Below are 13,064 nucleotides of genomic sequence, written 5' to 3' on the forward strand. Positions count from 1 at the left end.
GCGTATACTATATCAAGGTCTTAAAGAAATTCCCAAGACAAGATGAGCATCCTCCATACGAGGGTTCCAAATTGCCTGTATAAAAATGGGTAATGAGAAAGAATTCGTGATTTTGATATCTTTCATTGCTTTCAATGCAACGTTCGTTACAGCAAATCCACTATTTACATCACCTCCATACGTAGTTACTCCCGCATCGTATGGAAGAACACCACAAGTTGCATTCAGATCAACTCCCTTCACTGTGAACGGGAAGTTCAACTCTACATAAGAAGAATAGTTTTGGTTTCCATTTTCATCTTTATCTTGACCGGCAAACATGAAATTCCAAGTGATAGACAACGGGAACTTCTCAATAGGTAAAGTGTAAGCCAAACCTGCTTCAAAATGGTGAGCTGTTTCGTGGCTCTTGAAGTTAAAGTAGTCACCGGCACCTTGTCCTGCCCACCATAAGCTAGCGACAGACAATGTAGGACCTGCCGATCCGAATGTATAAGCAGCCGTCAAATCTATTTCTTTAGCCGCAGCTGCTGACGTGGAATTGGCACCCTGGAAATCAGTAGACCCCCAAGCTGTCAAAGAGAAATTACCTACGCCTAAAGATAATGTTGGTTGAAAGCTGGCACCAGTCTGGTAAAAACCACGCCAAATATAAGAACTTACCAAATCTCCCTGTACGGAAAAATTTACCTTACCATCCTCTTCCTGTGCATTAGCCAATGTAGAAGATGCCATTGAGAATGCAACCGCCAAAACAGTTACTTTTTTTACAAATGATTTCATAACCTTAAATCTAATTTATCTATTAAATAACTGTTATTTGTTTTCAGCAGCTTTATCAAGCGCAACGTTTAATTTCAACACGTTTACTTTTTCTGTACCGAACATGCCCAATAAAGGTTTCTCAACATGTGAGTTCACGATTGTCATCACCTTTTCTTCCGACCAACCACGAGCGTCCGCTACACGTTTAGCCTGTACATAAGCGGCTTTCGGTGAGATATGTGGATCCAAACCGGAGCTACTGGCCGTGATGATTTCAGCCGGAACTTTTTCACGGGTTAGGTAAGGATGATGGACCAAAAATGTATCAATACGTTCTTCCAACAAGGCCAAATGTTCTTCATTGGAAGGTCCCTTGTTACTACCTGCCGAACTGGATGCATCGTAACCGTCACCAGCATGGGAAGGACGGCCCCAGAAATAAATATCTTGTGTAAAATTCTGACCAACATTGGCAGCCCCCACTACTTTTCCATTCAATGTAACCAGTTCAGCATTGCCCTTATTCGGTCCTGCCACTTGGGCAAACAACCACAAAACGAAGATGTAGAAAACACTGAAGAACAAACAAAACGCAATTGTCAGTCTTAATGATTTAAAAAGATTTGATATCATAATGAATTATTATTTTATTTTCTTAACCTTCCTCCTATCTTCATACAGAGGAAGGAAGGTTTTTAATATTGATTTTACTTTTACATGAATAAACTTACAATCATATCTATCAACTTAATACCAATGAACGGGACAATCACACCGCCCAAACCGTAAATCAGCAAGTTGCGACGAAGCAATGCAGAAGCACCAATCGGTTTATAAGCCACACCGCGTAACGCCAGTGGGATCAGAATCGGGATAATGATTGCATTGAAGATGATCGCACTCAGGATCGCTGATTCCGGGCTATGCAAGTGCATAATGTTCATTGGGGCCAATGCAGGGATTGTAACCATGAATAGAGCCGGAACAATCGCGAAATACTTAGCCACGTCGTTAGCTATACTGAAAGTAGTCAGCGTTCCGCGAGTCATCAGCAACTGTTTACCAATTTCGACAATCTCGATCAGTTTCGTTGGATCATTATCCAAATCAACCATATTACCAGCTTCCTTGGCAGCCTGTGTACCACTATTCATTGCCACACCAACATTTGCTTGAGCCAAAGCCGGAGCATCATTCGTTCCGTCACCCATCATAGCGACCAGCTTACCGTTTTCCTGCTCCTTACGGATATAGTTCATCTTGTCTTCCGGTTTGGCCTCAGCGATATAATCGTCTACACCTGCTTTTTCTGCGATATATTTTGCGGTCAATGGGTTATCACCAGTTACCATTACCGTCTTCACACCCATCTTACGCAGACGATCGAAACGTTCCTGGATACCCGGTTTGATAATATCCTGTAATTCAATCACACCGATAATGAAGTCGTCCTGTGAAACAACCAGTGGAGTACCACCGTTGCTCGTGATCTTCTGAACTAAATCGGCAACCTCTTTCGGGTATTTGTTACCTGCAGCCTCACTCATCTTACGGATGGCTTCGAAAGCGCCTTTACGGATACGAGTACCATTTGCCAAATCTACACCTGAACATTTTGTCTCAGCCGTAAATTTGATCATTTTCGATCCGGATGTATTCAGATCATGTACACGTACACCTTTTTCACGTCCCAGTTCTACGATTGACTTACCTTCAGGCGTATCGTCAGAAAGAGAGGACAGCAAACAAGCCTGTACAAAAGAGTGTTCATCAATGCCAGATACCGGATAGAACTGGGTTGCTTTGCGATTACCAATCGTGATTGTACCGGTCTTGTCGAGTAGTAAAGTATCAATATCACCAGCCGTTTCAACCGCCTTACCGGATTTGGTGATTACATTAGCAGACAACGCACGATCCATACCTGCAATACCGATAGCTGACAACAAACCACCAATCGTAGTCGGAATCAAACAAACAAACAAAGAGATAAAGGCAGCGATCGTAATCGTCGTGTTAGAATAATCAGCAAACGGTTTCAAAGTACCGCAAACAACAACGAATACCAGTGTAAAACCTGCCAGTAGGATTGTCAAGGCAATTTCGTTCGGAGTCTTTTGGCGTGAAGCACCTTCTACCAAAGCAATCATCTTGTCCAAGAAACTTTCACCCGGTTCAGTTGTGACTTTTACTCTAATCTGATCTGACAATACTTTCGTACCACCAGTAACCGAACTCTTGTCACCGCCTGCTTCACGGATCACCGGAGCAGATTCACCCGTAATGGCGCTTTCGTCGATAGAAGCCAGGCCTTCGATGATCTCACCATCGGAAGGAATCGTATCGCCGGCTTCACAAATAAAGATGTCGCCTTTCTTCAACTGAGAAGAACTGACAGTCTCGATCTTATTACCGACACACAAACGAGCCGGAGTCTCTTCACGAGTCTTACGCAAACTGTCGGCCTGTGCTTTACCACGTGCTTCTGCAATCGCCTCTGCGAAATTTGCGAAAAGCAGCGTTGCGAACAATACAATAAATACTAACATGTTGTAACCGAAAGATCCTTGCGTCGTATCGCCTGTGGCTACTGCCCATATAGTAACGAACAACATGACGAATGTCACCACCTCTACGATAAACATGATCGGGTTACGGAACATCACCCGCGGATTTAACTTAACGAATGATTGCTTCAAACTTTCTATAACGAGCTCCTTTGGAAATAAAGAAGCAGCTTTGTTATTTCTCATCTTCTTAATCTGTCAATTAGTAAATACTAAAATATTCAGCGATCGGGCCTAATGTTTGTGCAGGGAAGAATGACAATGCGGCTACGATCACGATTACGCAGAATGTCATCACACCGAATGTAACGGTATCGGTCTTCAATGTACCCGCACTTTCTGGAGTATATTTCTTGTTTGCCAATAGACCTGCGATAGCAACCTGTCCGACAATTGGTAAATAACGTGAAATGATCAACGCCAAACCGCAAGTATAGTTCCAAAAATAGGTATTGTCTCCTAATCCTTCGAAACCGGAACCGTTGTTAGCGGAAGAAGAGGTATATTCATATAGCATTTCACTGAAACCATGGAAACCGGGGTTGTTTAACCAACCGCCTTCACTCTCAACAAAGCCCGGACAATATACCCACACATAGCTGGAAATTGCGGTAAAGATCAAGATAACGAACGGGTGAGCTAATGATACGATCGTAGCGATCTTCATTTCCCGAGCCTCAACCTTCTTACCAAGAAATTCCGGTGTACGTCCGACCATCAAACCGCTGATGAATACGGCAATGATCAGGAATGCATAGTAGTTCATGAAACCTACACCGACACCACCGAACCATGTATTGATCTGCATGTTCAACATCTCGACCATACCGGAAAGAGGCATTGTACTGTCGTGCATACCGTTAACGGAGCCATTAGAAGTGACAGTCGTAGTCACAGACCACAAAGCGGTTGCACCCGGACCCAGACGGGTTTCCTTACCTTCCATAGCACCGCAAGACTGGTCAATACCCATCTCGTCAATTTTCGGATTACCTGCCATCTCATAGTGAACGTTACAGAATACTCCTAAAAGATAAGCAAACAGCATCACGCCATAGATCACATAACCTAACTTTTTACGTTTCAAATAAAATCCCAAAGCAAATACCAATGCCATTGGAATGATTAGAATAGACCAGCATTCTATAATATTGGTCAGATAAGTCGGGTTTTCCAAAGGGTGAGAAGAGTTTACTCCGAAATAACCACCACCATTCGTACCTAACTGTTTAATCGGAACAATTGCAGCTGTAGGTCCTTGTGAAACAATTTGTTCAGATCCTTCCAATGTCGGGATTGTCATTTTAGACTCGAAGCCCATTGGTGTACCCTCCAGGATCAAAATAAAACCTACGATCAGAGACATCGGGAAAAGGATACGTGTACAGCTGATCACTAAATAGTGCCAGAAGTTACCGATTGTTTTAGTTGTTTTGGCTGCCATCGATTTCATAATACCAGCCATGGCTGCCATACCAGTCGCAGCAGTGATGAACTGGAACAACATAATGACGAACAACTGTGTAAAATAAGTCAAACCGCTTTCTCCGCTATAGTGCTGCAAGTTACAGTTAACCATAAAACTAATACACGTATTGAACGCCAAGTCCGGACTTTGTCCGCTATTTCCATCGGGGTTCAAAGGAAGATATCCTTGCGATACCAACAGGATCATACCCCAGAAGAACCAAAATACGTTTATAATAAGCAGAGATTTCAGGAATACCTTCCAATCCATCTCTTCGTTGGGGTTGATACCCGCCAGTTTGTAAATAAATCTTTCAATCGGAGCCATGAAACGCATACAATCGTTTCCCTCCTTGTACACCTTGGCGATATGCTTTCCTAATGGATAGCTGATAACTATCAGCAGCAATATCTGCAATGCTACACCTAAAATTTCTGTGTTCATCTTTTTACTTTAAAAACTAATTACCATTAAAACTTTTCGGGCTTAATCAGGACATACATCAAATACCCGAAAATCACTACACAAAGTATAAACAGTGCTAAAAACATAATTTAATTCTCCTTTCTCATATTAAATTTTCTCAAACCAGTCCACACACTTGAAGAAAAACCAATAGCATGCTACACCGGTAGCACACAAGAACAAAAACGATAACGTATCTTCCATACTTCTTTTTATTAAATTGTTAATACCATTTATTTTTTCGTTTTCTTATATGCTAAAGTCGTGCCAAAAGTTTTAACTCATGCGTAATTATCTATTTATTAGACATATAGTCAAAATCATTCTTGTTATGCAACATGCTAAATCCTTTTCAAAATGAAAAAAATATTTCCATTTTAGGATAATCGCATATTGTTTGCCTTACCAGTCTTTAAGAGAGTTATTTTCACATTTCAGGCTTCTGGAGTCTTTTCCTTTTGATATAAAGTCTGTAATTAAAAGGTACTTGAAAAAAACGAGAAAGACTTATCCTCCAGGAATAATATGCCGACATTTTCCTGAACGGGTAGGTATCCGTTCGCCATCCGATGCCTACTTGTTTCCTATCGGGTAAACATCCGTTTTTTCCTCCTCAGCCATGACCTTTGAAAAATAAAATACCTATGAAAAACCAGAAAGATGATATGAAAGAGTTAGTATGGAGGATATATTGGTTTTGCTTTTTCATTTTGAAAAGGTACATAGAAAGACAAGCTACCTAAACAGGCAGCCTGTCAGGTATACAAGAACAAAGTGCTTCACATTATAGTCCATAGGTTTCCATCTTCCTATAAAGCGTGGTTAACCCTATCCCTAGAAGACGAGCAGCTTCAGGTTTGTATCCGTTGGTATGTTGGAGGACTTTCTGAATGTGGTGCTTTTCAACGCTGGCTAGGTCCAATCCAATATTATTCCCCGTATTTTCAGATAATTCCAGCATCTGCAACGGCAGAGATTGATAGTCCAGTATTTCCCCCCTCCGTAACAACTAAACATCTTTTTACCGTATTCTTTAACTTCCTGACATTTCCTTTCCATGGGTATCGTTTTATGGCTACCATGTATTTTTCTGATATCAGAAGCTTTTCCCTCCTTATTTTTTTGAAAAAGAAGATACGAATTCTCTTACAAAAAAATATCTTCCCGCCATTCCCATAATGGAGGAAGATGGATATGGAAAGAAGATAAACGGTTAAATAAATCTTCTCTAAAATTTCCATTAACTATTTCTTGTTCCAAATCGCGATTTGTTGCTACTATAACTCGGACATCGACATGTATTAGAGTAAGTACTACCAATTTTCATAAATTGCCCGGTCTCAAGAACACGCAGCAACCGGGTCTGCAAAGAAATATCCATTTCTCCTATCTCATCTAAAAATATAGTACCACCATTTGCTTCCTCAAAAAGTCCTTTTGTTTCCGTAATTGCCCCGGCAAAAAACCTGCCGTGTGTCCGAATATTTCACTTTCGAGTAAATCTTTACTGAAAGAAGAACAATTTATAGCGACAAAAGTCTACCCACTTCGCTGGCTATCATTATGGATCAGACGTGCGAAAACATATTTTCTTGTTCCGGTTTCACCTGTCTGCAATACAGACGCATCCGTTTTTGCCACTTTTTGGGCTAATGAAACGGCCTCTAATATTGCCGGAGATTTACCGATTATTTTTTTAAGTGTGATTGTTTTCGGTAGTTATATCTACAATAAATGCTTCGGATGCTTTCTCCATCTCTTTTGCGATAAGAGAAAAGATCCTGTTATTGTCATCACCTTTTACCAAGTAATCAAAGGCACTGCTTTTTATCGCCGAGACACTGTCTTCAATCTTTCCATGAGCAGTTAAAAGAATAATCTCCGCCGAGGGAGATATGTTTTTCATCCGGTCTATAAGTTCGATGCCATTACCATCCGGCAAACAGACATCGCGAAGAACAACCTCCGGGGTATTAACCTGTAATTGTCTTAAACCAGCTTTACAAGTTGCCGTTCGATATACCTCATAACCTTCTAGCTCAAGAATACGGGACAATAATGCCAGCATCTGTTTTTCGTCATCGATGATTAAGATTTTTCCCATATAATTTTTATGATCATTTTAAATTTCGCCAAAATCCTTGGATATCTGTCCAGCGCAGACAGGTTTCCAACAATCGAAATTTCTCTTTTTAGCTAAAACCGTGTTATTGATTATAGGCAATTCGCAATTCTCTTTGATATATAAAACAGCACATCCCCGAGCTGTTGTTGCCAATTGTTTTCTTAATGTATTCCAAGCATCTGCATCAGAAATAAAATATTGTGATTCGGTTGACTCCGTTTCATATTCCAGCTTGTATTCATTCAGTACCAATTCATTTTGGTAACTATATACCAGTTTGCACTGGTACAAAGTTACCGTTGTTTTTAATTAGTTTTTATTATTCTCATTTTTAATTGCAATATTCACTAAGTTTTCTAATCATCGTAAAAATTGCGTCATATCTATTGTTTCGTTTTTGATAGGAAGTTTAAGAATAGATTTCCCTTCTTTGAGTATTTCTATAACGATTTTAGATTTCTCCCATTGTTTATTAGGTATGTAAAGGCTACCTATTCCGGGAGAACAATTTATATTAACAATCTGTCCTTGTGAAATGGGATCATTATAGCTTGGTGTACCTTCACAGAAAGTGGAAGAACTAATATGAGTATCATCCACAACAGCCCTACAATTAAGGAGCAAATCCCAAGATATTGTACTATTTCCAGCATTTACCAATTTAATATTACAAGCTGGCAAAGTATGGAAAATATCAAGTGGGAGATTCCCCGTACTAATTGAAACAACCGTCAATCCATTTACTTCCTTTTCAAAAGATTTGATTTCTTGAAATGTTACTCTCGCTTCTTTTGCAATTTCAGTCGTTATACTATCTCTTTTTATATCCGCTTCCGTTCTCTCTTTTTTAGGCTCTGTAACTTTTATTCCATCATTGTCAAAAAAGAGAGCATAAATGAAAGAAAACATTATTCCTAAAAAAATAACAATAACAGGAAAAGGGAGAATGGAGAAGAAAACTTTAAGGACATTATGAGCCATAGAGTATTCTGTCTTTTTGTTTTCCCAAAGTATTTTGCTACCACAATTAGGACAAAATTTAGGTTTGTCATTTAACACTGTACCACATCTGGAACATTTCTTAATTGGTTCTGTCGAATTTGCTTCCATACTTTTGTTGTTTTGCTCCTTCCAACAGCCAACAAAGGAATGATTATCAAAAAAGAAGTGGGCTGCTATCCGCTTTTCTGTTAGGTGTCGCCAAACCCCTGTACACGCGCAGACAAGCAACCCACTTGATATAGCGAGTCACTTGTGCCTTGCGTGTTGTTAAAAATTGGCGACTTTAACAGAAAAAGGCACTTCCTGAAATTCCACAATAGTCCCTCTGGACACCGCAAATGTAAGAATATATTTTGACATGTAAGAATAAACTATTACATTTGTCGCGAACTTAAAAATGAATATTATGGAAAATTGGAAAATCGTTGTATGTCCTAAATGTCATAAGGAATTTAAAGATGTAATTTTGTTTCCACATCATGGAAGAAAATGTCCTCATTGTGGAGAAATACAAATGGTTTATACTATAGAATCTTCAAAACGAAACAACAATCAAAGAGAAAATCCTTCGAATAATGGATCAGAAGATAATTCTGATTGAAGGTTTTCAAAATTTACACCTTTTCCTAAAAGATAGTGGCAATGTTTTTTATCATCTTCTATATCTTCTTTAGTTGGATGAAAAACTGAACGAGTAAAATTTGATGCTTCCTCCTTAGAAAGAAATAACATAGCTCTTTCCTTAAATTTTTCTTCCGTTATTTTTAAGGAGTCTGCTTTCTTTTTTAATTGAGAAAAGGGAACTGAAAACTTAAAATAATCAATATTCATGATTTTTAATATTTTATGAAAACTGATTGTAAACATAAGTGGGTAAAAACTCCTTCCGGTTATATGTGTCAGAAATGCTCTGCTATTGTACTGGATAAAGATGTCATACCCGTTTTAGGTGTAATCTTAGAAGATTCAGACCTTCAAGATGAAACAAGCAAAGAAGAAGATCAGTCTAAATAAAGGTCTTTTTCTTTAACCGACTGTTCCAATTCCAAATCCTTTTCAGTAGGATGAAGGATTCTTTGCACTAATACTTTTGCATTATCGGAACTTTCGCCCATTCCCAGCAATCTCTTGTACAAAGACTCGTCAGTCAAGTTGTTTTGCTTGAAAATATCCCTTACTTCGGAAGGCGTAAAGCATGTTTTTTCTTTTGACTTGCTTTTAGTCCTTCTTTTTTGAGGACGGTATTTCATTGCAAATTTTAAAAAATCCTCAAATTCTTCCCCAGTTGTCATTCCTTTCTTGCTCATGCAATCAGTTGTTTGTAGGTTATACGATATTTAATGTTACAAAGTAACAAATTAAATTTGTGAAAATCACTAACCTTTCTGGTATTGTACCGGAAAGTAAACTCATTAGCATACCGTTGTAGATGCTTTGGACTCATGTAATGATAAATCCCGATGTAGCCTCTTTTTAAGCCTGTCCAAAAGCCTTCTATCGTATTGGTATATATTCTTCCATTCACATACTGTCCTTTGCCGTGATCGACCGTGTAATGGTAATAGGATTTGTCAATCTCGTCATATCCTCCCCATTCGTCAGTATATAAAACAGCCCTTTTGTCTACGAATTGCTGAATTATAGGAGTTATTTCGCTTCTGGACGTACTTTTGATAACTCTTGTAACGACTTCCCCTTTTCGCTCAACCATTCCCAAAACAGGAGTCTTATCTTTAAAACTTCGACCTTGACATTTCTTTACTTTCTTGTCCTTGTGGCGATTCTTGTTCTTCCCGCCTACAAAGGTTTCATCTGCTTCTACTTCATTTTCCAACCTCCCTTCGTTTTTACACATTAAACATTCTCTAATACGCTGCAACATGAACCATGCTGTCTTTTGGGTAACTTTTATATCTCTTGACAACTGTAAAGATGATATGCCTTTCTTGTGAGAAAGAACCAACCAGATAGCCATAAACCATTTTCTTAGCGGCAACTTTGTGTTCTCAAAGATTGTTCCCGTTTTAACATTGAATGATTTACCTGTGTTTTTACAGATATACCTATTATTGGAGCACACATACACTTTTGATTCTGGATCGAAAGGCGATACCACACCATCTTCCCATATTAAACTTTCCAGATACTTTAAACATACTTCTTCTGTTGGGAAAGCATCTGTAAGTTCTATCAATGAATTGAATGATTTTATATCTATCATAATGGTTCATTTTTAAATATGGTAAAGATATGAAACAAATAGTGTACATAGTACAATAAATAGAAATTAATAGATTACTTATGTTCTGCAAACTGGTATATAGTTACCTTCATTTTTTAGGTTTGCCTTCTTTTTGGGATAACACAAATAGGCGATCCCTGTCAAAAGAGTGATTCCGGCAAAAGTATTCAGCAGATATTCATAATAATCTTTTTCAAAGAAATAGAATTCATTGATACTACTATATATATATACGCCAACCACCAACAGTAATACTATCGTTATCCGTTGCTTAAAAAAATTCATCCGCATATTCTTTCCCATTTGTATCCTGTTTTTTAGAACCAAGTCTTTAAAATGAGCCATGAATAAATTATATCCACGGCTCAAAAAGAAAAAACAATTCAAATCTTTACAGAATGAATGGAGAAAAAGATTTTGGTACACATAAAACAATTTTAATTGCAATAATATATAACATGAAACTTATGTCCATTTATGGGCGACCAAGTATTTCTTGCGAGGCCACCATTTTTCAATCCTATTTTTCAGAATGAAAAAATACCCCAAAACGCCAATCCAGCTTGTTACTAGTAACAGAATGATAATCCTGTTTTTGATCCTTTGAGGAACATCTTTTTTTATTAAATTGCTGATTGCCCATACAGAGGCAAGCGAGCCTAACTGATAAATAAAAAATACCATTTTATTTCTTTGTCGTTTTACATTGTTTCTTATAGCTGACAACCGAATATGAATATTAATGATATTTTCTTCGGAAATCTAACTAATAAGGGTAATGCCAAAATCAGACCAATTAAACGACAACAAACATAAAACACTATATATCAACCGATTTTAAAATATTAATTCTAAATTGAAAGTTTTAGAAAGCATACCAAAACGAAAAAGTTTTTTTCATTCTGGTATGCTTTCTCTATTTTTGGAAAGACAAGACACCCGATTAAAATCTCGTGAATTAACAAGAAAGAAATTTTCTTGCTCAATTCTTTGTTCATCAAAAATTTTCATTTTGGGAAAATATTTTCATTTGGAAAAATGTATCTCAGGCTTATTCTTTAGTAAATATCTAGCTATCAATAATAAACATAAATCAACATGAATCTTGCCCTATTTTAATATATATTATATCAAATATGAGATTATTTATCGTTTCGAATAGATTGCCTGTAAAAATTACATGTTTCTCCGATGGAAAATTCGTTTTTTCACAAAGCGAAGGGGGGCTACAGGTTTGAAGTCATTGGACGTTGATTGTGAAAAACATTGGATCGGTTGGCCTGGCGTCTGCGTGGAACAAAAGACGGAAAAAGATGACATTTGCTGTCAATTGGAAAAAAATAATTATCATCCGGTATTCTTATCCGACGAACAGTATAAAAATTACTACGAAGGATATAGCAACAGTACCCTATGGCCCCTCTGTCATTACTTTTTTGCATATACGTTATATAAAAAAACTTTTGGAAATCATATAGGGAAGTCAATGCTGTTTTTTGTGAAGAGATATCTCGGATAGTTGAGCCTAATGATTGGGTTTGGATACAGGACTATCAGTTAATGCTGTTGCCAGGCATGCTCCGTGAGAAGTTTCCCAACCTTCATATCGGGTATTTCCAACATATTCCGTTTCCTTCACATGAACTTTTCCGGATTCTGCCCGAAAGGGTCGAGATCCTGAATGGACTTTTGGGAGCTGACTTTGTCGCTTTCCACATTCACGATTATATGCGTCATTTCATCAGTGCGACAAAACGCGTTCTTCATAAGAATTTCAATCTGGATGAAGTTCAAATGAATGATCGTGTAACCCGTGTGGATGCATTACCGATGGGGATAAACTATGATCTTTATCACAATGTGATAGCTGATGACAAAGTCCATCACACAATACACAGTTAAAGCTATACCGATAGACAAAGTGGTAGCCAACAGTTATAATCCTAATATTGTGGCACCACCGGAAATGAAATTATTGGAACTTTCCATTTGGGAAGATGGTTATACCATGCGTTTGTTATCACATTGAAGAAAAAGATCTATATGAAATTGTAGACAGCTATCATCGTTATATGGTAATGAAAACGTCACAACGCATTTATGATCGAGAAAAAGGTTTACTTCCTGTTGTGGTAATCAATAAAGATAAATGCTATTGCAATACTATGGAACGACAACGATTTGCATAAATCCGAAAAATGATAATCAATATTATTTAGATTTTCTAAAAAGCTATTTTTTGAATGTATTGATTATCAACTATAATCTGCTATAATATATATGTTTTTCCGAATGAAAAGCAAATAAAAACACAATCAATACTTGCACAATAAAAAATTAATCACTATCTTTGCATTACAGAAGTAACACACAGAATGATTCGCTAGCTCAGCAGGTAGAGCACATCCCTTTTAAGGATGGGGTCCTGGG

Annotated in this window: 13 protein-coding genes and 5 pseudogenes; 3 read left to right on the plus strand and 15 right to left on the minus strand. The window is 37.8% G+C overall.

Annotated elements, in window-relative coordinates; genetic code table 11:
- Positions 1-12: 12 nt before the first annotated feature.
- The 12 genes and pseudogenes from KTG12_RS03020 to KTG12_RS03075 form a co-directional block, all read right to left on the minus strand.
- Positions 13-783 carry a hypothetical protein gene (locus KTG12_RS03020; protein ID WP_022322954.1) on the minus strand — a complete coding sequence of 257 codons (771 nt, stop codon included), beginning with the start codon at positions 781-783 and terminating at the stop codon, positions 13-15.
- A gap of 33 nt (positions 784-816) precedes the next feature.
- Positions 817-1,398, minus strand: a complete 582-nt coding sequence (locus tag KTG12_RS03025) for a K(+)-transporting ATPase subunit C (protein WP_005643457.1) — start codon at positions 1,396-1,398, stop codon at positions 817-819.
- Between the two features lie 80 nt (positions 1,399-1,478).
- Complete coding sequence (gene kdpB / locus KTG12_RS03030; RefSeq protein ID WP_046452339.1) at positions 1,479-3,518, minus strand: potassium-transporting ATPase subunit KdpB; 2,040 nt, start codon at positions 3,516-3,518, stop codon at positions 1,479-1,481.
- A 16-nt stretch (positions 3,519-3,534) separates the two neighbouring features.
- The gene (kdpA, locus tag KTG12_RS03035; RefSeq protein WP_005643461.1) at positions 3,535-5,244 is read right to left on the minus strand and encodes a potassium-transporting ATPase subunit KdpA; all 1,710 of its coding nucleotides are present in this window, start codon (positions 5,242-5,244) and stop codon (positions 3,535-3,537) included.
- 26 nt (positions 5,245-5,270) lie between these two features.
- Positions 5,271-5,351: a potassium-transporting ATPase subunit F gene (locus KTG12_RS22200; RefSeq protein ID WP_081447009.1), complete on the minus strand. Its 81-nt coding sequence runs from the start codon at positions 5,349-5,351 to the stop codon at positions 5,271-5,273.
- Positions 5,352-6,049: 698 nt separating this feature from the next.
- Positions 6,050-6,226, minus strand: a complete 177-nt coding sequence (locus KTG12_RS22205) for a helix-turn-helix domain-containing protein (protein ID WP_046452352.1) — start codon at positions 6,224-6,226, stop codon at positions 6,050-6,052.
- A 185-nt stretch (positions 6,227-6,411) separates the two neighbouring features.
- Positions 6,412-6,585, minus strand: a complete 174-nt coding sequence (locus tag KTG12_RS22210) for a sigma 54-interacting transcriptional regulator (RefSeq protein WP_005641776.1) — start codon at positions 6,583-6,585, stop codon at positions 6,412-6,414.
- A pseudogene (locus KTG12_RS22215) lies at positions 6,506-6,906 on the minus strand (sigma 54-interacting transcriptional regulator). The gene KTG12_RS22210 and the pseudogene KTG12_RS22215 overlap by 80 nt, the downstream one beginning before the upstream one ends.
- 55 nt (positions 6,907-6,961) lie before the next feature.
- On the minus strand, positions 6,962-7,369 hold the full coding sequence (locus tag KTG12_RS22220; RefSeq protein WP_022322951.1) for a response regulator: 408 nt from the start codon (positions 7,367-7,369) through the stop codon (positions 6,962-6,964).
- Between the two features lie 18 nt (positions 7,370-7,387).
- Positions 7,388-7,651, minus strand: a pseudogene (locus tag KTG12_RS22225) (hypothetical protein); the annotation flags it as partial.
- A gap of 99 nt (positions 7,652-7,750) precedes the next feature.
- Entirely contained in the window at positions 7,751-8,500 is a 750-nt protein-coding gene (locus tag KTG12_RS03070; RefSeq protein WP_138273034.1) for a zinc ribbon domain-containing protein, read from the minus strand.
- 444 nt (positions 8,501-8,944) lie between these two features.
- Complete coding sequence (locus KTG12_RS03075; RefSeq protein WP_138273033.1) at positions 8,945-9,223, minus strand: hypothetical protein; 279 nt, start codon at positions 9,221-9,223, stop codon at positions 8,945-8,947.
- A gap of 15 nt (positions 9,224-9,238) precedes the next feature.
- Here KTG12_RS03075 and KTG12_RS03080 point away from each other — a divergent pair, with 15 nt between their 5' ends.
- A complete protein-coding gene (locus tag KTG12_RS03080) occupies positions 9,239-9,406 on the plus strand; it encodes a hypothetical protein (protein ID WP_173022572.1) in 168 nt (55 codons plus the stop codon).
- Here the strand turns inward: KTG12_RS03080 and KTG12_RS03085 are convergent.
- The 3 genes and pseudogenes from KTG12_RS03085 to KTG12_RS03095 form a co-directional block, all read right to left on the minus strand.
- Positions 9,394-9,699 (minus strand): hypothetical protein, encoded by a 306-nt coding sequence (locus tag KTG12_RS03085; RefSeq protein ID WP_138273032.1) that lies wholly within the window; start codon positions 9,697-9,699, stop codon positions 9,394-9,396. The two genes, KTG12_RS03080 and KTG12_RS03085, sit on opposite strands and share 13 nt — an antisense overlap.
- Positions 9,696-10,613: an IS1595 family transposase gene (locus KTG12_RS03090; protein WP_138273031.1), complete on the minus strand. Its 918-nt coding sequence runs from the start codon at positions 10,611-10,613 to the stop codon at positions 9,696-9,698. Before KTG12_RS03090 ends, KTG12_RS03085 begins: the two co-directional genes overlap by 4 nt.
- A 108-nt stretch (positions 10,614-10,721) precedes the next feature.
- Positions 10,722-10,937 (minus strand): annotated as a pseudogene (locus KTG12_RS03095) (hypothetical protein); the annotation flags it as partial.
- Between the two features lie 833 nt (positions 10,938-11,770).
- Between KTG12_RS03095 and KTG12_RS03100 the strand changes: the two are divergent.
- Positions 11,771-12,527, plus strand: a pseudogene (locus tag KTG12_RS03100) (trehalose-6-phosphate synthase); the annotation flags it as partial.
- Positions 12,505-12,781, plus strand: a pseudogene (locus tag KTG12_RS03105) (chromosome partitioning protein ParB); the annotation flags it as partial. The pseudogenes KTG12_RS03100 and KTG12_RS03105, both read left to right, overlap by 23 nt.
- Positions 12,782-13,064 lie beyond the last annotated feature (283 nt).

This window comes from Parabacteroides sp. MSK.9.14 (genome assembly GCF_019041495.1).
GTDB lineage: Bacteria > Bacteroidota > Bacteroidia > Bacteroidales > Tannerellaceae > Parabacteroides > Parabacteroides merdae.

Excerpts from the sequence above, each read along its gene's own strand:
- KTG12_RS03020 (WP_022322954.1), bottom strand. The coding sequence starts at position 783 with ATGAAATCATTTGTAAAAAAAGTAACTGTTTTGGCGGTTGCATTCTCA.
- KTG12_RS03025 (WP_005643457.1), bottom strand. The coding sequence starts at position 1,398 with ATGATATCAAATCTTTTTAAATCATTAAGACTGACAATTGCGTTTTGT.
- kdpB (WP_046452339.1), bottom strand. The coding sequence starts at position 3,518 with ATGAGAAATAACAAAGCTGCTTCTTTATTTCCAAAGGAGCTCGTTATA.
- kdpA (WP_005643461.1), bottom strand. The coding sequence starts at position 5,244 with ATGAACACAGAAATTTTAGGTGTAGCATTGCAGATATTGCTGCTGATA.
- KTG12_RS22200 (WP_081447009.1), bottom strand. The coding sequence starts at position 5,351 with ATGTTTTTAGCACTGTTTATACTTTGTGTAGTGATTTTCGGGTATTTG.
- KTG12_RS22205 (WP_046452352.1), bottom strand. The coding sequence starts at position 6,226 with ATGCTGGAATTATCTGAAAATACGGGGAATAATATTGGATTGGACCTA.
- KTG12_RS22220 (WP_022322951.1), bottom strand. The coding sequence starts at position 7,369 with ATGGGAAAAATCTTAATCATCGATGACGAAAAACAGATGCTGGCATTA.
- KTG12_RS03070 (WP_138273034.1), bottom strand. The coding sequence starts at position 8,500 with ATGGAAGCAAATTCGACAGAACCAATTAAGAAATGTTCCAGATGTGGT.
- KTG12_RS03075 (WP_138273033.1), bottom strand. The coding sequence starts at position 9,223 with ATGAATATTGATTATTTTAAGTTTTCAGTTCCCTTTTCTCAATTAAAA.
- KTG12_RS03080 (WP_173022572.1), top strand. The coding sequence starts at position 9,239 with ATGAAAACTGATTGTAAACATAAGTGGGTAAAAACTCCTTCCGGTTAT.
- KTG12_RS03085 (WP_138273032.1), bottom strand. The coding sequence starts at position 9,699 with ATGAGCAAGAAAGGAATGACAACTGGGGAAGAATTTGAGGATTTTTTA.
- KTG12_RS03090 (WP_138273031.1), bottom strand. The coding sequence starts at position 10,613 with ATGATAGATATAAAATCATTCAATTCATTGATAGAACTTACAGATGCT.